This is a genomic window from Streptomyces sp. 4N124, from assembly GCF_052245395.1.
In the GTDB taxonomy this organism is placed as follows: Bacteria; Actinomycetota; Actinomycetes; order Streptomycetales; family Streptomycetaceae; genus Streptomyces.
Genome location: NZ_JBQQBS010000022.1, coordinates 1 through 23,423 on the forward strand (window position 1 = coordinate 1; position 23,423 = coordinate 23,423).

A 23,423-nucleotide genomic window follows, 5' to 3' on the forward strand; every position below is an offset into this window, starting at 1 on the left:
ATCACCCGCCTCACCGACCGCCGCCCCACCCCCATCGACCACATCCTGCACTGGTCGACATGGCGCCGACGACGCCAACACCAAGCCCGTATCAGCCACTACAAACGACGCGGACACAGCCCCTGAAAACTGCCCAGCAATCAGAACAAGCACCGTTGCAGTACTAGCCCGCCTCATACCTTCGTCGTCGAGCCATGGACCATCGGCCGACACCGTCCCGCCCTTCCCCTTCCCACACTGGTATCGACCCAGGGGGACCAAGGGGGAGGAGAGCGCACGTGAGAATCAGCCGCGCGCGTTTCCTGGCCATGGCGTCGGCGGCGGCCGGCACGCTGATGCTGCCGACGACCAGGGCCGCGGCGATGATCCGAGTCGCCCACGGGACAGCGGCTGAAGCCAACGCTCGGCGACGTACCGGAGCCGCAGGTTCTCGACCACCTCGCCGAGACCCGGCAGCTCATCACTCCTCACCGGCCGACCGCCAGACTGAGTGATCAAGTTCCTGACCTCAAGCGGTCACAGGCAGTTGGGGCGTGCGCGCGCTGCTTGCCCGGCGCCACGGTGCGCCACAGTGCCCCGGCGAGCGTGGCGATCGTGTCCGGGAAGCTCGGCGGCCCGTCTCTGGCCGCTGTGGTCCCCTACGTGGCCGCCGACGTCAGTTCCCGCCGGCAGCCCGGTGCATAGGTTCCCCACACCACATGAGATCGGGGAAAGGAGGCGGGCTGGTGAGTGAGAACCAGTACGACACCTGTGTGATCGGTGCCGGACCCGCAGGGCTGGCGGTCGCGAGGGCGCTGGCCGAGCGGGACCTGCCATACACGCACATCGAGCGCCACACCGGACCGGGCGGGCTGTGGGACATCGACAACCCGGGCAGCCCGCTGTACGAGTCGGCCCACTTCATCTCCAGCAAGTCGCTCTCCGGCTTCGGCGGCTATCCGATGCCGGACCACTTCGCCGACTACCCGCCGCACCGGCAGATCCTGTCCTATCTGACGGCGTTCGCCGAGGCATACGGGCTCAGGGACCGGATCGAGTTCGGCACCGAGGTCCGCGGCGTGGAGAAGAACCCGGACGGCACCTGGACGGTCACCCGGGCCGACGAGCGGACCAGTAAACACCGGCAGGTCGTCGTGTGCACGGGGTCGCAGTGGCACCCCAACGTCCCCGACCTGCCCGGCCAGTTCACCGGCGAGGTCCGCCACACGGTCACCTACCGCAGCAGCGCCGAACTGCGGGGCAAGCGGGTGCTGGTGGTGGGTGCGGGGAACTCCGGGCTGGACATCGCCTGCGATGCGGCGCGGTCCGCCGACCACGCGGCGATCAGTATGCGCCGGGGCTACTGGTTCATACCCAAGCACCTGTTCGGTCGGCCGGTGGACACGATCGCCGCGGGCGGCCCGCACCTGCCGATGTGGCTGCAGCAGAAGCTCTTCGGCGGTCTGCTGCGACTCGTCAACGGCGACCCGCGCAAGCTCGGTCTGCAAAAGCCCGACCACAAGCTGTTCGAGACCCACCCGGCGATCAACTCGCTGCTGATCCACCACCTCCAGCACGGGGACATCACGGCCAGGCCCGGCATCGCGCGCACCGAGGGCCGGACAGTGCACTTCACCGACGGCACCAGTGACGACTTCGACCTGATCCTGCTGGCCACCGGATACGTCCACAAAGTCCCCGTCGCGCAGCAGTACTTCGGCGACGAACAGCACCCCGACCTCTACCTGTCCTCCTTCTCCCGCGACCACGAGGGCCTGTTCGGCGTCGGCTTCGTGGAGACCAACTCCGGCGCCTACCAACTCTTCGACTCCCAGGCCCAGTTGATCGCCTCCTTCATCCGAGACGTGAGGGGAGGGCTGCCGACCGCCGAGCGCTTCGCCCGTATGGTCCGCAACGACAGGCCGGACCTGTCCGGCGGACTGAAGTTCGTCGACTCACCACGCCACACCGGCTACGTCCACAGCGACGCCTTCGTGAAGTACCTCGGCAAGGTCGCCGAGGGTATGGGCTGGCGTACCGCGGGACTGCCCCCTCGGGCCACGTCCGTGCGACAGGAGGCGGTGGCGTCATGACGTACGACTTCCATGACAGGGTCATCCTGGTGACCGGCGGCGCCGGAGGCATCGGCAGTGCCCTGTGCCACCGTTTCGCGGCAGGCGGTGCCCGCCTCGTCGTGGTCGACATCGACGAGGTGCGCGCCAAGCGGACCGCCGCCGAACTGCCCGGCAGCGGGCATGCCGGGGTGGGCTGCGACCTGCTGGACCGCGCCGCGGTGGAGCGGATGCTCGACGGCGTCGCGGCCACCCACGGCCGTATCGACGCCCTGGTGAACAACGTGGGCATGACCAGCTCCGAACGGTTCGACGTGCGCAGCGTGGAGAGCATCGAGCGGGAGATCGACCTCAACCTGGTCTCCCCGCTGGTCACCACCCGGCTCGCCGTCCCGCTGCTGCGGGCCTCCGGCGATCCCCGGGTGATCACGACCGTGTCCCTCGGCGGGATCTTCCCGCTGGGTGAGACCCCCGTCTACACCTCCTCCAAGTTCGGCCTGCGGGGCGCGATGCTCGCCATCGGCCTTGACCTGCGGGACAAGGGCATCAGGGCCGGTTCGGTGCTGCCGTCGGCGACCGACACGCGGATGCTCCGCCAGGAGGCCGTCGAGGGCGGGAACTCCATGCAGTTCCAGGACGCGCCGCAGCAGCCGTCCGATGTCGTCCGGGCGGTCGTGAGCCTGCTGGACAAGCCGCGCCTGGAGGCTTACGTCAGACCCGGTGAGTCCTGGCTGGTGCGGTTCGCGATGCTGGCGCCGAATCTGCTGCCCAGGCTCTTCCCGCTGTTCCGCAAGCGGGGCGAGCGGGGCATGGCCCGCTATTTGGAGGACCTGCGCCGCAGGGGACTGGCCCGCCAGGTCGGCGGTGGCCGGTGGGAACTGGTGGAGGAAGCATGAGCGCGACGGCCATCACGGATGTCGAGGGGACGCTCGACGTCGTCAATCCCGCGACAGGTGAGCTGATCACGACCGTGGTGGCGGCGAGCGAGCAGGACGTCGCGCTGGCCGCCGAGCGGGCGCACAAGGTCTTCGTGAGCGGCCTCTGGGCCGGCCGGTCCCCGCGGGAGCGAGCCGCTGTCCTGCTGCGCCTGGCCGAACTCATGGAGCGCGACGCCGAGTTCCTCGCCCAGCTGGACTGCGAGGACGCGGGCAAACCGATCACGGAGTGCCGTACCGGCGACGTGCCCGGGGCGATCGAGTCGATGCGCTGGTTCGCGGAGGCGGCCGACAAGGTCTTCGGCCGCGTAGCCCCCACCGGTCACGAGAGCCTGGGCCTGGTGAGCCGGGAACCGGTCGGGGTGGCCGCCGCGATCCTGCCCTGGAACTACCCGCTGGCGATGGCCGCCTGGAAGGTCGGGCCCGCCCTCGCCGCGGGCAACTCCCTGCTGCTCAAGCCCGCCGAGGCCACCCCGCGCTCGACCTTGCATCTGGCCGCTCTGGCGGCCGAGGCGGGCCTGCCGGACGGCGTGCTCACCGTGCTGCCCGGCCACGGCACCGTCACCGGCACGGCGCTCGCCCGCAACCCCCTCGTGCGCGCACTGTCGTTCACCGGATCCACCGCCACCGGACGCCGCGTCCTGACCGACGCGGCGGAGACCAACTTCAAGCGGGTCTCCTTGGAGATGGGCGGCAAGAGCCCCCAGCTCCTGATGCCGGACGCGCTCGCATACGGCGACGAACTCATCGACAACATGATCGAGGCCGCGTTCCTGACCATGGGACAGAACTGCACCGCCGGCTCCCGCGTCCTGGTCCACCACAGCATCGCCGAGGAGGTGCTCGACAGGTTCACCGCCGCCGCGAGAAGCCTCACCATCGGCGATCCCGCCGACGCACGCACCCAGGTGGGGCCGCTCATCAGCCGTGCCGCCTTCGACCGGGTCGCGGCGGCGGTGGACGCCGCCCGCTCCGCCGGAGCCCACATCCACACCGGTGGGCTGCCGCACGGTCTGCCGCCGCGCGGTGCCTACTACCCGCCCACCGTGATCAGCCGGGCCCCGGAGGGCAGCGACGTACTCACCAAGGAACTCTTCGGCCCCGTCGTCACCGTCCAGACCTTCACCTCGGAGGACGAGGCTGTGCGAATGGCGAACGCCACCGAGTACGGGCTCGCCGCCTCGGTGTGGACCCGCGACCTCGATGCCGCGCTCCGGCTCGCGCGGGGCGTCGAAGCCGGAGTGGTCTCCGTCAACGCGTACAGCGAAGGCGACATCACCACGCCCTTCGGCGGGTGGAAGCAGTCGGGGTTCGGAGGCGCGGAGAAGTCCACCGATGCCTTCGCGCAGTGGACCAGGGAGAAGACCGTCTGGATCCGCACTCGTTGACGGGGTGCCGCGTGGGCGGCGCTCGTTCACTGTTCCGCGGCCTCTCCGCGCAGCTGGGCGGGGGACACCCCGTGCCAGCGGTGCACTGCCCGCCGCAGTGCTCGCACGTCGGAGAAGCCCGCCTGCCGGGCGATGTCACGCAGCGTCAGCTCGGGTCGGTGCAGCAGCTGCTCGACCCGCTCGCGGCGCACGCCGTCGACGACCGCCTCGTACGTCGTGCCGCACTCGGCCAGCCGACGGCGCAGCGTGCGCTCGCTGGACGCGTGCCGTCGGGCCTGTTCGACGAAGGACGGGGCGTCGGGCAGGCTCTGCGCGATGGAGATCTCCAGTACCTCCAGCAGGTCCTGCTGATCGCGCCTCGACGCCACCTGCTCCTCCAGGAGCTCCACGACAGTGGTGTACGTGACCCGGTCGCGGCCCGGCATCGGCCGTCCGGCCCATACCGTCGGGAACACCAAGCGGTTCCCCGCGGCGCCGAACCGTACCGGGCAGCGGAACAGCTCGGTGAACGGCCCGGCGTCGGGTGGGGCGGGGAAGGCGAACTCGACGCTCCGCGGGGCGAATTCCTCGCCGGAACTCAGCCGCGTGAGGGTGACGACGCTGGCGAACGCCTCCTCGGCCAGGAAGACCGCGACCGCCGGATCGAGGGCGGGATCGGGCAGTTCGGCCCGCAGCACATGGCCGGCTTGCTCCTGCCCCGCCGACCACACCACCATCGCCCCGGACAGGTTCTGGAAGCGCACGCCCGTCTCGATGGCCTCCCGCAGCGTGTCGGCGGCCATCTGGGCGAACCCCAGGAGACCCCACGAGGTCAGGTGCTGCGCGGCACCCACCCGCAGGCCCAGGTGAGCGTCATCGGTGAGTTCCAGCGCACGCCGGATGACGGCACTGCCCTGGCGGTAGGAGACCCGCAGCGCCGCCGAGCGCATGAGCGCCTCGTCCAGCCCGACCCGGCTCAACTCGGGCCGGAGGTCGACTCCGTACCCGTCCGTGACCGGGGTGAGGCAGCGGAGGATGTTCGGCGGGATGGTCGCCGAGGTGCTGCGGCTGGTCCCCGGCGACTGCGCCGGGGCAGGGCTGTCGGACATGGCGTTCCTTGTGGCCGGGCGTTGATCGCTGCGCACACAGTAGAAGGGTTCTCTCCGGAGGCCGCCCAGGAAGGGGTACGGGTCATGTCCGGTCAGTCCGCGCTGAGGGGAATCCGCAGCCGCACCCGATAGCCGCCCTCCGTGGTCGAGCCCGCCTCCAGGGTGCCGTGCAGGATCTCGGCCCGTTCCCGCAGACCGACCAGGCCCTGCTGTGAACCGGGAAGGGACAGGGAGGGGCGCGTGGGCGGGCTGTTGGTGACGGTCACTCCGACGTCGTCGCCGTCCTGCCACAGCTCGACGCAGGCCGTGGCACCGGGGGCGTGCTTGCGGGCGTTGGTCAGGGCCTCCTGGACCGTGCGGTAGATGGCCCGCTGGGCGGGTGTGCCCACGGCGGGCGGAAGCTCACCCGTCAACTCCGCGTGAGTGCCACTTGACTCCACCAGTTTGCGCAGGTCGGCCAGGGTCGGCTGCGGGGTCAGCTCCGTGGCGTGGCCGCCGGAGGCGCGCAGCAGTGTGACCATGGTGCGCAGTTCGTCGAGCGTGGTGACGCTCAGCGAACGGATCGTGCGGGCGGCCTCTTTGGCGTCCGCCTCCTTGGTGGCGACCTGGAGGGCTCCGGCCCGTACGGCGATCAGACTGACCTGATGGGACACCACGTCGTGCATCTCGCGGGCCAGTTGGGCGCGTTCGCGGGCGAGTACGGCCTGGGCGTGCAGCACCCGCTCGTGCTCCCTGGCCTCCTCCACCTCGGCCAGCCGCCGCGCCAAGTCCCCATGCGCCTGGACGAGTTGCCCGAAGAGGACCGGGGCGACAGCCGTAGCCAGGGCGTACACGAAGTCGATCAGCGTCATGGTCCGGGCGAACTCGGCGATGCCTGCCAAGGGCCACGGAACGCTGCTCACGACTGCGGACAGGGCGACACACACGGTGAGGAGAGGGCGGTTCCGCGAGCGTGCGGCCAGGGTGAACAGGGCCACGAGCGGAGCGACGGAGACATACTGGGTCAGCCCGACCGGCAGGGTGAGCAGGAAGACGCCGAGCGGGAACCTGCGCCGGAAAGCCAGGGCGGCACAGCCGAGCGCGGCCGGCGCGACGCCGCGTTGCGTGTGGTCCCACAGAATGGGCAGCGCGTCCAGGGCCGCTGCCACCACCACGACGATGTCGACGACCGGCGCGGGCACACGCTGCCACAGCTCGCGTGCGCGGCTCATCGACCGGCCTCCGACCGCGGGCGCTCGTCCAGCAGCCCGGCCTGCGCTCGGCTGGTCACCCGCAGCTTCGTGAGGATCGCGCTGACGTGGTCCTTCACTGTGCCGGCACCCAGGTGGATGCGTGCCCCGATGTCGGCGACGCCTTGGGGGACAGAACCACCCCGCCCGCCGCCAACGTGCGGACCAGCTGGGCGAGTTGGTCCGGTTCGGTGTCCTTGAGCAGGAAACCGGTCGCGCCGGACGCGCCCAGGATGAGCGCGAAGCCCGACCGGACCAGTGCCTCGTCGTCCACCACCGCTACCCGCACCACCCGGTTCACGCGCGCTCCGCCTGACCTTCGTCCATGCCGTCCAGCCCCTGCCGCTCGACCCTAAGGCGCGGCGGGGCCCCGGTGGCCCGGCAAGCGACGGCTCCAGCCACCCGGCGGAGTATCACCCTCCGGTCGGCGGGGACACCGCAGCCTTCTGCCGGATACTCCGTGAACGGCCCGGTCTCCAGCCTGAGTTGCATGACACAGCACCCAGACCCCCCGCTGCTTCCGGCCGACGTACCGTCTCCCGCACGCGAGCCCGGCGAACACCCGAACGGTGTGCCCGGCGTGCCGGGCGTGGGCCGGCTGGTCGGGCTGGACCTGGCCCGTGGCCTGGCCGTCTTCGGTATGTACGCGGTCCATGTGGGCCCGGCCCCGGGCCAGGACGGTGTCATCGGCTTCCTGATGGAGCTGGCGCAAGGCCGCTCCTCCGCCCTGTTCGCCGTCCTGGCCGGCTTCGCGGTCGCCCTCATCACCGGGCTTCGCACGCCGAAAACCGGGTCGGCCGGACGCCAGGCCGTCGCCAAGGTGATCATCCGGGCCGTGATCCTGATCGCCCTCGGTACCGCCCTGACCTTGACCGGCACCCCGGTCGTGCCGATCCTCGCCTTCTACGGACTGTTCTTCCTGCTCGTGCTCCCGCTGTACCGGCTGGGCGCCAAGCCGCTGGCGCTGATCGCGGTGGGCTGGGCCCTGGTGGGCCCGCAACTGCTCTACGCGCTGAAGCCGGTGGTCGGCGGCCGCGTATTCCTCTCCTACGGCCAGGCCGACGGCCCCGTCTCGCTGTTCTTCACCGGCGGCTACCCCGCCCTGACCTGGGTCCCGTTCGTCATCGCCGGTATGGCTGTCGCCCGCTGCGACCTGGCCGCCACCGCCGTACGCATACGCCTCGCCTTCACCGGCGTCGCCCTCGCCGTCACCGGCTACGGCGGCTCCTGGCTGGCGGTGCGTCTCGTACCCGGTGCCGCCGAGGCCGTCCGGGAAGCCGAAAGTGGATCGGGCATGTCGTCCATGTCGTCCGTATCGCCCGACAGCATCGGCATCTTCGGCGACACCCCCGCCGGGATGCTGGCCTCCGCCCCGCACAGCGAGGCGACCCTGTCCATCGCGGCCGCCACCGGTGTGGCGATCCTGGTGATCACCGCGTGCCTGTCCGCCATGGACGCCTTCCCACGGCTGCACCGCCTGGCGGGGCCCGTCATCGCGGTCGGCTCGATGTCGCTGACGGCGTACGTCTACCACATCGTCGCCATCTGGCTTCTGGACACGGAAGAACTGACCCTGACCGGCCAGCCCTTGTACGTCCTGCTCGGCTTCATCGCCTCCATCACCGTCCTCGCCACCATCTGGTCCCGCTTCTTCCAGCGCGGGCCGCTCGAATGGCTGATGGGCAGGGCGACCGGCATCGCGCGCCACGTCCGCTGAACAGGGCGGCTCAGGACGTCGTGCCGGTCACCGTGCTTCCCGACTGGGCCACGTGGTACGTCACGCTGGCACCGCTCCAGCTCGAAGGCGGTGTTGAACTGCTGGTACGGCGTCCAGCTGGTCGGACCGGCGTTGCCGCCTTCGGCGTACTCGGCCTTCATCGTCGCCGGCACATCACCCCGGAACTCCCGGAGTCCTTCCACCGGAGCTTGCCGTGGTCGTAGAAGGAACCGTGGCCCCACAGGACGGTGGTGACCTTGTTGGCGCGGGCGGTGTGGCCGAGCGCCTCGAAGTACTTCAGCATCTCGCCGCGTTCCATGCCTCCGGTGTGCAGACCTCGGTGGGCAGCATGAGCAGACGGTTCTTGTTGTTGCCTCCCGACGTGCGCACGATGCTGTGGAAGGACGTGTTCAGGTCGCGTCGAAGCGGGTCCGCCTCGTGCTCGGTGGCGGATGCTTCTGAAGCCCTGGGCGCGGACCTCGTCCAGCAGGGCTTTGGTGGTGCGGGGCCGGCCCCACGACGTTTCTTCGGGGATCGGGCAGGAGGTTGCCGTCATTCACAGGCGAGGCACAGACACGGCCGCCGCGCGTACGTCACGCGGGCTCGCCCCGAGTTCACGGCGGCAGGCCTTGTTGAAGGCCTGGAGATCGGCGATGCCCACGGCCGCGGCGATGGCGGTGATGGACAGGGTGGAGGACAACAGGAGGTGGCGGGCGCGTTGCAGGCGTCGGTGCCGGATGTACGACACGACCGTGCGGCCGGTGTCGGCTCGGAACACGCGCGTCAGATGTGTGTGGGAGATTCCGACGGCACGAGCGATGTCCGGTACGGACAACGGGTCGGCCAGGTGTTCCTCCACGTAGGCCTGTGCGGCGGCCACGAAGGGGTGGCGGCGCCCGGCTCCCTCGCCCCTCGGCAACTCGGCGATGCGCCACAGAGCGGTCCAGACCTCGGCCGCGGCTCGCGGGGGAGAAGTCGGCATGGCCGTCACGGCGTGGCGGAGCAGGTCGGCCAGGTGGGTGCTCTCGGCCGCGGCGTCCTGCATCACCGGCACCACCCGCGCGGTTCCGCCGTCGTGCAGCCGCAGATGGACGTAGAAATGCTCCGACCTGCCCCGGTAGTGGAAGTGCACCTCCGTGTTCGGCGGCACCAGACTGACGTGGCCGGGGCGGATGGGGTGGACCGACTGCCCGAGGGAGAGAGCGCCCTCGTAGTTGTAGAGGTGCAGCTGCCACAGGTCGGGCAGCCGGAAGACCTCGTGGGCGGTGGAGACGCCGTGCACCCCGATGCCGGCACCGACCACGGTGGGCGCCTCGTCGATCCGTACTGTCGCGTGTTTCACGAGGACGGAAAATTACCAGCACTGGACGATTTCAGCCCACGACCGATCCGGACCGGGCACGTACGTTCGTCGCATGTCAACCAGCACGTCAACCAGCAAGCAACTCCTGACATCGGTTCAGGTGGCGCGTTTCGTCGCGCAGGGATTTCTGCGCCTGGACGGGGTGGTGCCGCAGGAAATCAACGAACGGGCCATCGCGGCCTTGAACGAGGGCCTGCCGGAAGTGTCCTACGGCACTCCGCTGGGCGGGGCGTTCGCGAAGGACACCTTCGTCCACGAGCTGCTCGCCCTGCCGGTCGTCGCCGGCGCCGTCGAGAGCCTGGTCGGACCCGAGCCGACCGTCGACCACCAGGCGGTGCATGTACGCGAGCCGCATGAGGGACACGCGCAGCCGCTCCACGGCGACGCGATCATCGACGTACGGCCGGACGCGTTCGACATCCAGCTCATGTACTACCCGCACGAGGTGACCGCCGAGATGGGCGGCACGCTCAGTGTGCCCGGAAGCCATCTGCGCAGGATCAACGAGACGGACATCGGCCGCGTCCAGAACCTCAGGGGGCAGACCCGTCTGACCTGCCCGGCAGGCACGGTCGTTCTCGTCCACCACGGCATCTGGCACGGTGGCCGCCGCAACGACACCGCGAGCCGTCGCTACATGTACAAACTCCGCCTCAACCCGACCGTGCCGCAGGTGCGTCTGTGGGACGTCTCCGATCTGCACGACCCTGCGGTGACCGCGGAGCTCAACACGTATTTCCCCTGGTACGAGTGGGCTGCGGCCCGACTGGAGATCTACAACCGGGTCCTGCTGTGGCGGGCCCTGACCGGTGACGACTCGTTCGATGTCGAGTACTGGGTCACGCGCGTCACCAACCGGCCGACCCTGGGGAGTCACGCATGAGGCAGCAGGTTCTGGTCCTCTATCTCGCGACGTCGGCGCTGGACTCCGACGTCGTGGGCTGGTCCCGATACGACGGGACCGGCCGGACCCGTCCGACGACCGGTGACAGTGACGAACCGCCCTACCCCACGGGCCTTGCCGCGCTGCACGACGGCTGGCGCCTGTTCCAGGCCTCCCAACTCCTGCCGCCGCAGCCCGGCCACGAGTACGACGTCTCCTTCCTCAAGCACGAGTTCTTCTTCGAGAAGGTGGAGGACAGCGCCAGCGCTTGAGCCGGTGCCGGAACTGCTGCTGCCTTGGTCCGCACGGTTCTCTTCGAAGCGCTTCGACAATATGGTGTGCGCCGGAAGTGGGAGACCCGGTGAAGGGCATGTACATGACACTCAGGGTTCCGTGGCGCCGATGTGGCATGCGTACGGGGGTGCTCGCCGCGGTGACCGCCTTGATGGCGGCGCTGCTGACCGGACTTGGCGCTGCTGGGACGGCGCAGGCGGCCACTGTGGATACGAGCGCGTGGTACGCGCTGCTCAATCGTGGCAGCGGCAAGGCGCTCGATGTGGCGGGCGCGAGCACCGCCGACGGGGCCGGCCTGTCGCAGTGGACCCTCCATGACGGCGCCAATCAGCGGTTCCAGTTCGTCGACTCGGGCGGTGGCTACTACCGGCTGAAGGCGCAGCACTCGGGCAAGGTGCTGGACGTCCGCAACAACTCCGCCGCCGACCACGCGGACATCGCGCAGTGGAGCCATGGGGGCGGCGCCAACCAGCAGTGGCAACTGGTCCGCGCGTCGGGGGTGTTGTCGCAGGCGCACACCGCGGGGCGGGTCAAGGACGCCGGGAACACGGTGCAGTACAGCTGGCCCGGTGTGTACTTCGAGGGCACTGTCAGGGGCACCGGTGTGGGCATCGTGCTCAACGACTCGGCCGCCGACTACGACGTCCAGATCGACGGAGCCACTGTCGCCACGCTCGTGACACCCGGCAACACCACGCACTGGATCAACGGACTGAAGGACCGCAGGCACACCGTCCGGGTCGTCAAGCGCAACGACACCCCGGGGGACACCAGCACGTTCGGAGGTTTCGTCGCGGCGCCCGGCGGTGCCGTACTGAGCAAACCGGCTCCCCGCAGCCGACAGATCGAGTTCATCGGTGACTCCCTCACGGTGGGCTACGGCAACCTCTCGGCCTCCCGCACCTGCACCTCGGACCAGCTCAAGCGGAACACCAACTCCGATGTGAGCTACAGCGCCCTCACCGCCCGGCAACTGAACGCCGACTACCAGATCAACGGCTACTCGGGCCTCGGCATGGTGCGCAACTACAACGGAGGCCGGCCGGACGTCACGTACCGGACCTTCTACGACCGTGCCCTGCTCAACGTGTCCGGCGACGTCTGGCAGAACCCGGGCACCTGGCGCCCCCAGGTCGTGGTGGTCAACCTCGGCACCAACGACTTCTCGACCACAGTCAACCCCGGTGAGCCGTGGACGCCCGACAGCCTCGCGGCCGGCTACCGCAGCGCCTACGGCGAGTTCCTCCAGAAGCTGCGTACGCGCTACGGGGCCGGGACGACCATCGTGGCAGTCGGCGCCGGCCAGTACGCCGGACATGTCCAGCAGGTGGTCAAGGCACGCAACGACGCCGGTGACAGCGGGGTCCGCTACTGGTTCCTCGACGACTCGGGCCTGGATCTCCTCGGCTGCGACTGGCACTACTCGGCCCGTGACGACCGGCTCATCGCCGACCGGCTGACCTCGTTCATCGCCGGTCTGCCGACAGGTTGGTGACGGCACCGACCACCGTTCACCGCTCTTCCCCCCAACGGAAAGAGGTGCAAGATGTCTTCCTCCGTCAGCAGACGGCGCCTCCTGCAAGTAGCCGGGGCCACCGTCGCCGCCTCTGCCACCGGTTCCCTCATCGGCAGTTCTCCCGCCCGAGCGGCTTCCATCCCACCCGCAAGAGCCGACATCGGGGTCTCCGCGCACCCCTTCGCACTCGACCAGGTCCGGCTCACCGCCAGCCGGTGGCTGGACAACCAGAACCGTACGCGGAACTACCTGCGGTTCGTCGATGTGGACCGGCTGCTGTACAACTTCCGCGCCAACCACCGGCTGTCCACCAACGGCGCGGCTGCGGGCGGCGGTTGGGACGCGCCGGACTTCCCCTTCCGCACCCACGTCCAAGGGCACTTCCTCACGGCATGGGCCCAGCTGTACGCCGTGACCGGAGACACCACCTGCCGGGACAAGGCAACGTACATGGTCGCCGAGTTGGCCAAATGCCAGGCCAACAACAGCGCCGCCGGTTTCAGCGCCGGGTACCTCTCCGGCTACCCCGAGTCCGACTTCACCGCTCTCGAACAGCGGACCCTGAGCAACGGCAACGTGCCGTACTACACCATCCACAAGACCCTCGTCGGCCTGCTGGACGTATGGCGCCACATAGGCAGCACACAAGCCCGTGACGTGCTGCTCGCCCTGGCGGGATGGGTCGACTGGCGCACCGGCCGGCTGAGCGGCCAGCAGATGCAGACCATGCTGCAAACCGAGTTCGGCGGCATGAACACCGTGCTGACCGATCTCTACCAGCAGACAGGCGACGCGCGGTGGCTCACCGTCGCCCGGCGGTTCGACCACGCCGCGGTGTTCGACCCGCTGGCCTCCAACCAGGACCAGCTCAACGGACTGCACGCCAACACCCAGGTACCCAAGTGGATCGGAGCCGCCCGGGAGTACAAGGCCACCGGCACCACCCGCTACCGGGACATCGCCACCAACGCCTGGAACATCTGCGTCAACACGCACACCTATGCCATCGGCGGCAACAGCCAGGCGGAGCACTTCCGCGCCCCGAACGCCATCGCCGGCTACCTGAACCAGGACACCTGTGAAAGCTGCAACACCTTCAACATGCTCACCCTCACCCGGGAGTTGTTCGCGCTGGACCCGAACCGGGCCGCGCTGTTCGACTACTACGAGCGGGCGTGGCTCAACCAGATGATCGGCCAGCAGAACCCGGCCGACGACCACGGCCACGTCACCTACTTCACCCCGCTCAACCCGGGCGGCCGACGCGGTGTGGGCCCGGCGTGGGGCGGCGGCACCTGGAGCACCGACTACGGCACCTTCTGGTGCTGCCAGGGCACGGGCCTGGAGATGCACACCAGGCTGATGGACTCCATCTACTTCCACAGTGACAACACACTGATCGTGAACCTGTTCGTGCCGTCGGTGCTCAACTGGTCGGAGCGCGGCATCACAGTCACCCAGACCACGTCGTACCCGATCAGCGACACCACGACCCTGCACGTCACCGGCAACGTCAGCGGCACCTGGGCGATGCGCATCCGCATCCCGAGCTGGACCACCGGGGCCACCATCAGCGTCAACGGTACGGCGCAGAGCATCATCACCACACCCGGCAGCTACGCCACTCTGAGCCGCTCCTGGACCTCCGGCGACACGGTCACCGTCCGCCTGCCCATGCGGATCGTCATGCGAGCGGCCAACGACAACGCGAACGTCGCCGCGATCACCTACGGCCCGGTGGTCCTGTCCGGCAACTACGGCAACTCCTCGCTCAGCTCCCTCCCATCGCTGAACACGTCCTCCATCACACGGACCAGTGGCAGCTCGCTCGCCTTCACCGCCACCGCCAACGGCTCCACCGTCAACCTGGGCCCGTTCCACGACGCGCACGGCCACAACTACACCGTCTACTGGAACACCGGCGCCACCGTCCGTCTCGCCAACGTGGGCAGCGGTCTGGTGCTGGGCATCCAGGACATGTCCACGGCCGACGGTGGCCGCGCTCTGCAGTGGAACGACTCGGGCACCGCCGACCACAACTGGCAATTGATCACCGACGGAAACGCGGTCCGCTTCCGCAATGCCCACAGCGGCAAGGTGCTCGGCGTCCAGGACATGTCCACGGCCGACGGCGCGACCGTCCTGCAGTGGTCGGACACCGGCACCGCCGACCACAGATGGACGCTGCTGGACCAGGGAGACGGGACCTACAAGATCCGCAACGTGCACAGCGGCAAGTTGCTCGCCATCGCGAACAACTCCACCGCTGTCGGCGCGTTCGCAGTCCAGGACTCGGACAATGGCACAGCCGACAACCGGTGGCGCATCTTGCGGGACTAGCGCCTTGAGGGACTAGGGGAGGGTCTGCGCACACCAGATCGTCTTGCCGTTGGTGGTGTGCCGGGTGCCCCACCCCTGGGTGAGCTGGGCCACGAGCAACAGGCCCCGGCCGCCCTCGTCGAAGGCGCGGGCCCGGCGCAGGTGCGGAGCGGTGTTGCTGGCGTCGGAGACCTCGCAGATCAGGGACGTATCGCGAATCAGCCGCAGCCTGATCGGCGGTTCGCCGTATCTGATGGCGTTGGTGACCAGCTCGCTGACGACCAGTTCGGTGACGAATGAGGCCTCCTCCAGGCCCCAGGCGTCCACCTGGTCGACGGCGAACTTCCTGGCGCGCGGCACCTGCGAGGGGTCGGGCTCTACGTCCCAGTCGGCGACGTGGTGGGGATCGAGCGCGTGCGTGCGAGCGAGCAGCAGGGCGGCGTCGTCGGTGCGGCGTGCGGGGAGCATGGCGTCCATCACCGTGTCGCAGAGCGCCTCCAGTGAGGTGGCCGAGTGGTTCAGGACCCGCTGCAGTTCGGCGATCCCCTCGTCGACGTCGCGCTCGCGGCTCTGCACCACGCCGTCGGTGTAGAGGGCGAGCAGGCTGCCCTCGGGCAGTTCGAGCTCGGTGGCCTCGAAAGGCAGACCGCCGATGCCGAGCGGCGGTCCCGGCTGTGCGGGCACCGGTGTCCTGGTGCCGTCGAGGGAGATGATCAGCGGCAGGGGATGGCCGGCGCTCGCCAGTGTGAAGCGCCGGGAGACAGGGTCGTAGACGGTGTACAGGCAGGTGGCCCCGGACTCGCCGGTCGGCTGGAAGTGGCCGGCGGACTGGAGGTCGCTGGCGAGGTGGAGGACCAGGTCGTCCAGGTGGGTCAGCAGTTCGTCCGGCGGCAGGTCGACGTCGGCGAGGGTGCGGACCGCCGTGCGCAGCCGGCCCATGCCGGCCGAGGCGTGCAGACCGTGGCCGACGATATCCCCGACGACCAGGGCGACCCGGGCGCCGGACAGCGGAATGACGTCGAACCAGTCACCACCCACTTCCGCGCCGGTCCCACCGGGCAGATAGCGGGATGCCACGTCGACCGCCTCCTGGTTCGGCAGCCCCTGCGGCAGCAGGCTGCGTTGCAGGGTCAGCGCGGTCGTGCGCTCGCGCGAGTACCGGCGGGCGTTGTCTATGGCGACGGCTGCCTTGGCGGTCAGCTCTTCGGCGAGGATCAGGTCGTCGGCGGTGAAGGCCTCGGGCCGGTCGCGGCGGGAGAAGGCGACGACGCCGAGCAGCGCGCCGCGTGCCCGGAGCGGCACGGTGATCCGGCCGGTCAGGCCCTCCGCGGCGATGGACCCGTCGGTCAACGGGTTGCCCGGCGGCCAGTGCGCCGGGTCGGCGGCGAGCCCGGGCCCGAAAGCCCATTCGCCGCCCTGGCCGGGCTCAGCGGCGAGCTCGACCGTGGACCTGCCGGTGGCCAGGCAGCGGGCGGCGACGGATCCGGGAGTGTGGCTGACCGGAGTCGTGGGCCCGTCAGCCCGGTCGGTGTCCTCCCTCACGCTGTGCCGGGCGGCACGGCTGAGCACGATGGTCTCGCCGGGGGCGAACGTGGACGCGGAGGGCGGTTCCTCTCCGCGCAGCACCTCGTCGAAGAGATCCACGGTGACGAGGTCGACGAATCCCGGCACGGGGGTCCTGGCCAGTTCCTGGGCGGTGCCGATCACGTCGAGTGTCCGGCCGATGCCACGGGTGGCCTCGTTGAGCAGGAGCAGGCGCTGTCGAGCCCAGTACTCGGCGCTCATGTCGAATCCCCAGTTGGCGACCGCGCGGACCCTGCCCTCCCCATCCCGGACGGGCCAGATGCTGGTGGCCCAGGCGTTGGCGTAGTTACTGCCGAGCGGGCGGAAGACGGTGATGAGACGCGCGGGCTCGCCCGTCCTCGCCACCTCGGCGAGCTTGTCGGTGTAGGGCTTGTCGTCCCTTTCGGGAAACAGCTCGCGGTCGAATTCGGGCAACACCTCGCGGTACTTCTTGCCGAGCACCTGCTCCTCGGAGTGCGCGATCACCCGGCCCGAGGAGGCGTTGATCCACAGGAACCGCAGCTCAGGGTCGTAGACGCCCAGTGCGAAGGGAGACTGCTCGAAGGCCCGGTCGGCGATCACCGGGCGGCGTCCCCAGCGCTGGACGGTCACCACGTGCCCCGGCGCCCGCCCGGCGGGGCCGAACAGCGGGTGAGCCGTCACCACGGCGTCCACCGTGGAACCGTCCCGGTGGCGCAGGGGGATGTACCCCGTGGGGTCGGGGCCGACGCCGTAGCCCTCGGGGAAGCCGGGTGGCGGGGGATCGACCAGCAGGTCGGTCACGGGGCGGCCGACGGTGTCCTGCGCCGTCCAGCCCAGCAGCAGCCGGCCCCCCTCGCTCCAGCCGCTCACCATGCCGTCCGGGTCCACCACGACAACGGCAGTGGGCGCGTCCTGCTTGCCGGCCATCTCCACGCGCCACGCCTCCGTCCGGACAGCCCTGCCCATCAAGGCTGGTTTCCAGCGGCTGCTTCCAGCCTAGATCGGCCCCCGCTCCATGGCGCTCCGGCCGGAGCGTTCGGGGTGCGGGTGCCGGTGCCGGGTGCCGGGGCGAGTGGTCTGGGTGAGGAGGTCCGAGCTGCCTTGGGAGGAGGTTGTAGTCGCCGCCCGAGTTGGGACTCATGCCCTGGTAGGCGTACTGCAGCAGGCAGGCGGCGCGGGCGACACGGTACCCCAGCAGTGGAGCAGGCAGCGGTCGAGCGCGCGGATCACGGCGAAGCTGAGCAGATAGGCACCGATGGCCGACAGCGACTCCCGGACGGCATGGGCGACTTCGGAGGCCGGCCTTCCGGAACGATGATCCAAGAAGTACTGCCTCGCGGGAGCGCCAACGCGGGAGGAACGCCGGGCATGCGTGCCGCCACGGGCGAACGAAGGCTGACCGGAAGCTATAACTCGCTTCCTTCACTACTTACTTCACTACTTGACGAAAGCGGTCCAGACCTTTAGGTTCACGGCTCAGCATCGCACCGTGTGACGCATCCACCGTTCATAAGGTGAACGCCGCCTCGGCCTGCTCATCCCCCACGAAGGGCCCCTGTGCACATGCCCAGACCTCTCCCCGCAGTTGTCTCCCTCGCCGCTCTCTCCCTCGCCACCGGCCTGCTCACCGCGTCCCCCGCGCAGGCGGCCACCGGCACCATCACCGGCCTGGCCGGCAAATGCCTGGACGTCGCCGGCGCGAACTCCGCCGACGGCACGGCCGTCCAGCTCTACGACTGCAACGGCACCGCCGCCCAGCAGTGGACGGTAGGCAGCGACGGCACCATCCGCGCCCTCGGCAAGTGCCTCGACGTCACCGGCAATTCGACGGCCGACGGCGCCACGGTGCAGCTGTGGAGCTGTACCGCCGGCGCCAACCAGAAGTGGACGGTCTCCTCCGCAGGCGACATCGTCAACCCGCAGGCGAACAAGTGCCTCGACATCACCGGCAATAACTCCGCCAACGGCACCCGCATACAGATCTGGAGCTGCAGCGGCGGCGCCAACCAGAAGTGGACCGCGCCCGCCCCCGACGACGGTGGCACCCCCTCCGCGTCGATGGCCGTGGCCCCGTACCTCTACAACGGCTGGGGCAGCCCGCCGAGCCCCACCACGGTCACCAACGCCACCGGCGTCAAGTACTTCACGCTCGCCTTCGTGCTCAGCAACGGCTATTGCAACCCCCAGTGGGACGGCGGCCGTGCGCTGACCGGCGGCGTCGACCAGCAGACGATCAACACGGTGCGGGCGAACGGCGGCGACGTGGTCCCGTCCTTCGGCGGCTGGAGCGGCAACAAACTGGAGAGTTCGTGCTCCACCGCGAGTGAACTGGCCGCGGCCTACCAGAAGGTCATCAGCGCCTTCGGGCTCAAGGCCATCGACATCGACCTAGAGGCCGACGCCTATGACAGCCCGACCGTGCAGCAGCGCACCGTCGACGCCCTGAAGACCGCCAAGGCCAACAACCCCGGCCTGAAGGTGTACGTCACCATCGGCACCGGCCAGAGCGGCCCCGACACCAGCCTGATCAACCGGGCCGCCGGCTCGGGCCTGACCGTCGACGCCTGGACGATCATGCCGTTCAACTTCGGCGGTATGGGCCAGAACATGGGCAACCTGTCCGTGCAGGCCGCCGAAGGCCTCAAGAACGCGCTGAAGACCGCGTACGGCTACAGCGACGACCAGGCCTACCGGTCCATGGGCATCTCGTCGATGAACGGCATCACCGACCAGGACGAGACCGTCACGGTGAACGACTTCCGGACGATGCTCGCCTACGCCCAGCAGCACCACCTGGCGCGGCTGACCTTCTGGTCCGTCAACCGGGACCGCCCGTGCACCGGCGGCCCCGCCGACAGCTGCTCCGGTGTGGGCCAGTCCGACTGGGACTACACCCGCGTCTTCGCCGCGTACACCGGCTGATCCAGCCACCCCCACCGTCCGCCGAGCCCTTCGGCAAGGAGAATCCGTGCTCACCTCTTTGCGCACCGCACTCAAGCGCCGCCGCAGATCCAGTGCCGCCGCGTTGGTCACCGCGACCGTCGCCTCCCTGCTCACCACCGCACCCGCGCCCGCGAGCGCGGCGGCGAGTGCCGCCGAGGCACTGCCCACCGGCTTCGCCACCATCATGAACGCCGCGAGCGGCAGGTGTCTGGACGCCTATGCGGCGGGCACCGCCAACGGCACCGTCGTGCAGCAGTACAAGTGCAACGGCACCACGGCTCAGCGGTGGAGCTTCACCGCCACCAGCGACGGCTACGTCCGGATCAACAACGGCAACAACACCAGTCAGGTCGTGGATGTCGCCGATACGTCCACGGCCGACAACGCGCCGGTCCACCTGTGGGCCTACGGCGGCGGCGCCAACCAGCAGTGGCTGCCGGTTCACGAGGGCGGCGGCGCCTACCACTTCGTCAACCGCAACAGCGGCAAGTGCCTGGACGACCCGGGCGCCTCGACCGCGGACAGTGTGCAGTTCGTGCAGTTCACCTGCAACGGCAGCGCCGCCCAGCGCTTCCAGGTGGTCCCCGTGACGCCGTCGGCCACGAATCCGGACCTCGGCCCGAACGTCGCCGTCTTCGACCCGTCCATGTCGGCGTCGACGATCCAGAGCAGGCTCAACACCATCTTCCAGCAGCAGGAGACGAACCAGTTCGGCGCCCAGCGCCACGCCGTCCTGTTCAAGCCGGGCTCCTACGACGCGGACGTCAACGTCGGCTTCTACACCCAGGTCGCGGGCCTCGGTCTGAGTCCGGACGCGGTCACGATCAACGGCGCGGTGCACGCCGAAGCGGACTGGTTCCAGGGCAACGCGACCCAGAACTTCTGGCGCGGCACCGAGAACCTGTCCGTCAACCCGACCGGCGGCAACGACCGTTGGGCGGTCTCACAGGCGGCGTCGTATCGCCGTATGCATCTGCGCGGCAACCTCGCCCTGGACGACGGCGGCTGGTCCAGCGGCGGTCTCCTCGCCGACACCAAGATCGACGGACAGGTCAACTCCGGCAGCCAGCAGCAGTGGCTGACCCGCAACTCCCAGCTCGGCAGCTGGACCGGCTCCAACTGGAACATGGTCTTCGTCGGCAGCCAGGGCGTCCCCGCCACCAGCTTCCCCAGCCCGCCGTACACCACGGTCCCGCAGACCCCGGTCAGCCGTGAGAAGCCGTTCCTGTACGTCGACGAGAACGGCGCCTACCAGGTGTTCGTGCCGTCGATACGGTCCAACTCCACCGGCACCAGCTGGACGGGTGGATCACCTTCCGGCACCTCGCTGTCCATGGACACCTTCTACGTCGTCAAGCCGGGCGCGACCGCCGCGGACATCAACGCGGCGCTGGCGGCGGGCAAGAACCTCCTCGTCACCCCGGGCGTCTACCACCTCAACCAGACGCTCCAGGTGAACCGCGCCAACACCGTCGTCCTCGGCCTGGGCCTGGCCACGTTCATCCCGGACAACGGCATCACCGCGATGAAGGTGGCCGACGTCGACGGCGTGAAGGTCGCGGGCGTCCTCTTCGACGCCGGCACCACCAACTCGCCCACCCTGATGGAGATCGGCCCGACCGGCTCGTCCGCCTCGCACGCCGCCAACCCGACGTCCCTGCACGACGTGTACTTCCGCGTCGGCGGCGCCGCCGTCGGCAAGGCCACCACCAGCCTCGTCGTCAACAGCGACAACGTCATCGGCGACCACACCTGGATCTGGCGCGGCGACCACGGCACCGGCATCGGCTGGAACTCCAACACCGGCGACACCGGACTGATCGTCAACGGCGACAACGTCACCATGTACGGCCTGTTCGTCGAGCACTACCAGAAGTACCAGACGATCTGGAACGGCAACGGCGGCCGGACGTACTTCTACCAGAACGAGATGCCCTACGACCCGCCGAACCAGTCGTCCTGGATGAACGGGTCCACGCAGGGCTACGCGGCGTACAAGGTCGCCGACTCCGTCACCAGCCATCAGGTCTACGGATTCGGCAGCTACTGCTACTTCAACGTCAACCCGAGCGTGGCCGCCGAGCGGGCCATCGAGGCGCCGAACAACTCCAATGTGCGCTTCACCAGCATGGTGACGGTCTCCCTCGGCGGCGTGGGCACCATCCGGCACGTCGTCAACAACACGGGAGGCCCGTCCAACTCCACGACCAACGTGGCCAATCTGACCAGCTACCCCTAAGCACACCAGCTCCGCCGACGGCCGTCCCTGCGCTCCAGTCTCCAGGGACGGCCGTTCCACCCCCTACACCCAAGGAGCGTCCTCAGCCATGCACAGACCCCGTCTCCTCGGCCGGTTCGCGATCTTCGCCGCGCTCTCCGCCGTACTCACCGCCTTGTTCACCGTGACGCCCGCCCAGGCAGCCGACGGCTCGATCACCGGGCTCGCCGGCAAGTGCGTCGACGTCGCTGGCGCCAGCAGCGCCAACGGCACCGCCGTACAGCTCTACGACTGCAACGGATCCAGCGCCCAGATCTGGTCCAACTCCGGTGACGGAACCCTGCGTGCACTCGGCAAGTGTCTGGACGTCGTCGACCGCAGCACCGCCGACGGTGCGGCGGTCCAGCTGTGGGACTGAGTGCCTGGACGTCACCGGCAACAACAGCGCCAACGGCACCCGGCTGCAGATCTGGACCTGCACCGGCGGCGCGAACCAGAAGTGGAGCGCGCCCGCGAGCGGTGGTGGCGGCAACCCGTCCGGATTCGTGGTGAGCGAGGCGCAGTTCAAGCAGATGTTCCCGAACCGGAATTCCTTCTACACGTACAGCGGCCTGACCGCCGCGCTGAGCGCCTACCCCGGCTTCGCCAACACCGGCAGCGACACGGTGAAGAAGCAGGAGGCCGCCGCCTTCCTCGCCAACGTCAGCCACGAGACCGGCGGGCTGGTCCACATCGTCGAGCAGAACCAGGCCAACTACCCGCACTACTGCGACTGGAGCCAGCCCTACGGCTGCCCGGCGGGCCAGGCCGCCTGCTGGGCAACCCCTGGCTGGTGCAGAACGACGCGGCCGTGGCCTGGAAGACCGGCCTGTGGTACTGGAACACCCAGTCCGGTCCCGGCACCATGACCCCGCACAACGCCATGGTCAACCAGGCCGGCTTCGGCCAGACCATCCGCTCCATCAACGGCTCCCTGGAGTGCGACGGCAAGAACCCGGCCCAGGTGCAGAGCCGCGTCGACAACTACAACCGCTTCACCTCGATCCTCGGCGTCTCACCCGGCGGCAACCTCTACTGCTGACGACGGCCGCTCAACAAGGAGCCCGCATGCGCAAGTTGAGATCCCTCGCCCACGTCCTTCTCGGCACCCTCGGTGCGATGACGCTCGTCGTCGCGATCCCGGCGACCGCTCACGCAGACGTCCTGACCCTGCTGCCGCAGAACGCAAACGGCCTGGAGCAGACCTTCGCCCCTGCCTACGACTACGACGGTGACGGCTGCTACGCCACCGCCGCCATCGGCGCCGACGGCACCATCAATCCCGGCCTGCCGCTGGGCGGCGACGTCAACGGCAAGTGCCACGACCCCGCCCAGCTGAACAACGCCAACACCTACTCGCGCGAGAAGTGCAACAACGGCTGGTGCGCGGTCATGTACGCCAGCTACTTCGAGAAGGACCAGATCACGCTCGGCCCGGCGGCCCTCGGGCATACCCACGACTGGGAACACGTCATCGTGTGGATCAACAACAACGAGGTCCAGTACGTGTCGGTGTCCCAGCACAACACCTACCAGACGCTCGCTCGGTCGGACATCCGCTTCGACGGCACCCACCCGAAGATCGTGTACCACAAGGACGGCATCTCCAGCCACTGCTTCCGCTTCGCCAACACCAACGACGAGCCGGCGGAGAACGCCACGGGCAACTGGTTCTACCCGCGGCTCGTCGGCTGGGAGGGCTACCCGGCCGGTTACCGCGACAAGCTCAGCAACGCCGACTTCGGCTCGGCCACCTTCAAGATCGACGACGGCGACTTCCAATGGGCTCTCGACTACGCGAGCCCGACCGGAATCCCCTTCGACCCGTATGCCTGACCTGGTCCCCGCAGGTGCGGGGACCAGGCCGGAGGGTTCACCGGCGGCGGGTGACGGTC

17 protein-coding genes and 2 pseudogenes are annotated in these 23,423 nt (G+C 69.2%); 13 read left to right on the plus strand and 6 right to left on the minus strand.

Annotated features, from left to right (window positions below; genetic code table 11):
* Positions 1 to 725 precede the first annotated feature (725 nt).
* The 3 genes from ACTWQO_RS22495 to ACTWQO_RS22505 are packed head-to-tail and all read left to right on the plus strand — an operon-like array spanning position 726 to position 4,374.
* Positions 726 to 2,072, plus strand: a complete 1,347-nt coding sequence (locus ACTWQO_RS22495; RefSeq protein ID WP_443239135.1) for a flavin-containing monooxygenase — start codon at positions 726 to 728, stop codon at positions 2,070 to 2,072.
* Positions 2,069 to 2,947 (plus strand): SDR family NAD(P)-dependent oxidoreductase, encoded by an 879-nt coding sequence (locus tag ACTWQO_RS22500; protein WP_443239136.1) that lies wholly within the window; start codon positions 2,069 to 2,071, stop codon positions 2,945 to 2,947. The genes ACTWQO_RS22495 and ACTWQO_RS22500 overlap by 4 nt, the downstream gene beginning before the upstream one ends.
* Positions 2,944 to 4,374 (plus strand): aldehyde dehydrogenase family protein, encoded by a 1,431-nt coding sequence (locus ACTWQO_RS22505; protein ID WP_443239137.1) that lies wholly within the window; start codon positions 2,944 to 2,946, stop codon positions 4,372 to 4,374. Before ACTWQO_RS22500 ends, ACTWQO_RS22505 begins: the two co-directional genes overlap by 4 nt.
* Before the next feature lie 26 nt (positions 4,375 to 4,400).
* Here ACTWQO_RS22505 and ACTWQO_RS22510 read toward each other — a convergent pair whose 3' ends face one another.
* The 3 genes and pseudogenes from ACTWQO_RS22510 to ACTWQO_RS22520 form a co-directional block, all read right to left on the minus strand.
* Complete coding sequence (locus tag ACTWQO_RS22510) at positions 4,401 to 5,462, minus strand: AraC family transcriptional regulator (RefSeq protein ID WP_443239138.1); 1,062 nt, start codon at positions 5,460 to 5,462, stop codon at positions 4,401 to 4,403.
* Positions 5,463 to 5,554: 92 nt separating this feature from the next.
* Entirely contained in the window at positions 5,555 to 6,673 is a 1,119-nt protein-coding gene (locus ACTWQO_RS22515) for a sensor histidine kinase (RefSeq protein WP_443239139.1), read from the minus strand.
* Positions 6,670 to 6,914, minus strand: a pseudogene (locus ACTWQO_RS22520) (LuxR C-terminal-related transcriptional regulator); the annotation flags it as partial. The pseudogene ACTWQO_RS22520 and the gene ACTWQO_RS22515, both read right to left, overlap by 4 nt.
* 267 nt (positions 6,915 to 7,181) lie before the next feature.
* Between ACTWQO_RS22520 and ACTWQO_RS22525 the strand changes: the two are divergent.
* Positions 7,182 to 8,408 carry a DUF418 domain-containing protein gene (locus ACTWQO_RS22525; RefSeq protein ID WP_443239140.1) on the plus strand — a complete coding sequence of 409 codons (1,227 nt, stop codon included), beginning with the start codon at positions 7,182 to 7,184 and terminating at the stop codon, positions 8,406 to 8,408.
* A 157-nt stretch (positions 8,409 to 8,565) separates the two neighbouring features.
* Here ACTWQO_RS22525 and ACTWQO_RS22530 read toward each other — a convergent pair whose 3' ends face one another.
* Both ACTWQO_RS22530 and ACTWQO_RS22535 read right to left on the minus strand, forming a co-directional pair.
* Positions 8,566 to 8,727, minus strand: a complete 162-nt coding sequence (locus tag ACTWQO_RS22530) for a hypothetical protein (RefSeq protein WP_443239141.1) — start codon at positions 8,725 to 8,727, stop codon at positions 8,566 to 8,568.
* Positions 8,728 to 8,964: 237 nt separating this feature from the next.
* The gene (locus tag ACTWQO_RS22535; RefSeq protein ID WP_443239142.1) at positions 8,965 to 9,750 is read right to left on the minus strand and encodes a helix-turn-helix domain-containing protein; all 786 of its coding nucleotides are present in this window, start codon (positions 9,748 to 9,750) and stop codon (positions 8,965 to 8,967) included.
* Positions 9,751 to 9,823: 73 nt separating this feature from the next.
* Between ACTWQO_RS22535 and ACTWQO_RS22540 the strand changes: the two genes are divergently transcribed.
* The 4 genes from ACTWQO_RS22540 (at position 9,824) to ACTWQO_RS22555 (ending at position 14,804) form a co-directional block, all read left to right on the plus strand.
* Entirely contained in the window at positions 9,824 to 10,654 is an 831-nt protein-coding gene (locus tag ACTWQO_RS22540) for a phytanoyl-CoA dioxygenase family protein (RefSeq protein ID WP_443239143.1), read from the plus strand.
* Complete coding sequence (locus tag ACTWQO_RS22545) at positions 10,651 to 10,926, plus strand: hypothetical protein (RefSeq protein ID WP_443239144.1); 276 nt, start codon at positions 10,651 to 10,653, stop codon at positions 10,924 to 10,926. The genes ACTWQO_RS22540 and ACTWQO_RS22545 overlap by 4 nt, the downstream gene beginning before the upstream one ends.
* Positions 10,927 to 11,063: 137 nt before the next feature.
* The gene (locus ACTWQO_RS22550) at positions 11,064 to 12,443 is read left to right on the plus strand and encodes an RICIN domain-containing protein (RefSeq protein WP_443239145.1); all 1,380 of its coding nucleotides are present in this window, start codon (positions 11,064 to 11,066) and stop codon (positions 12,441 to 12,443) included.
* A 51-nt stretch (positions 12,444 to 12,494) separates the two neighbouring features.
* Positions 12,495 to 14,804, plus strand: coding sequence for a beta-L-arabinofuranosidase domain-containing protein (locus ACTWQO_RS22555; protein ID WP_443239146.1), 2,310 nt, complete (start codon positions 12,495 to 12,497; stop codon positions 14,802 to 14,804).
* A 12-nt stretch (positions 14,805 to 14,816) separates the two neighbouring features.
* Here ACTWQO_RS22555 and ACTWQO_RS22560 read toward each other — a convergent pair whose 3' ends face one another.
* Complete coding sequence (locus ACTWQO_RS22560; protein ID WP_443239147.1) at positions 14,817 to 17,294, minus strand: SpoIIE family protein phosphatase; 2,478 nt, start codon at positions 17,292 to 17,294, stop codon at positions 14,817 to 14,819.
* Positions 17,295 to 17,891: 597 nt separating this feature from the next.
* Between ACTWQO_RS22560 and ACTWQO_RS22565 the strand changes: the two genes are divergently transcribed.
* The 5 genes and pseudogenes from ACTWQO_RS22565 to ACTWQO_RS22585 all read left to right on the plus strand — a co-directional run bounded on the left by ACTWQO_RS22565 (position 17,892) and on the right by ACTWQO_RS22585 (position 23,364).
* A complete protein-coding gene (locus ACTWQO_RS22565) occupies positions 17,892 to 19,250 on the plus strand; it encodes a lectin (RefSeq protein ID WP_443239148.1) in 1,359 nt (452 codons plus the stop codon).
* Between the two features lie 46 nt (positions 19,251 to 19,296).
* Positions 19,297 to 21,510 carry an RICIN domain-containing protein gene (locus ACTWQO_RS22570; protein WP_443239149.1) on the plus strand — a complete coding sequence of 738 codons (2,214 nt, stop codon included), beginning with the start codon at positions 19,297 to 19,299 and terminating at the stop codon, positions 21,508 to 21,510.
* Positions 21,511 to 21,598: 88 nt separating this feature from the next.
* On the plus strand, positions 21,599 to 21,907 hold the full coding sequence (locus ACTWQO_RS22575) for a ricin-type beta-trefoil lectin domain protein (RefSeq protein ID WP_443239150.1): 309 nt from the start codon (positions 21,599 to 21,601) through the stop codon (positions 21,905 to 21,907).
* A pseudogene (locus ACTWQO_RS22580) lies at positions 21,819 to 22,570 on the plus strand (glycoside hydrolase family 19 protein). Before ACTWQO_RS22575 ends, ACTWQO_RS22580 begins: the two are co-directional and overlap by 89 nt.
* Before the next feature lie 26 nt (positions 22,571 to 22,596).
* Positions 22,597 to 23,364: an NPP1 family protein gene (locus ACTWQO_RS22585; protein WP_443239151.1), complete on the plus strand. Its 768-nt coding sequence runs from the start codon at positions 22,597 to 22,599 to the stop codon at positions 23,362 to 23,364.
* Positions 23,365 to 23,423 lie beyond the last annotated feature (59 nt).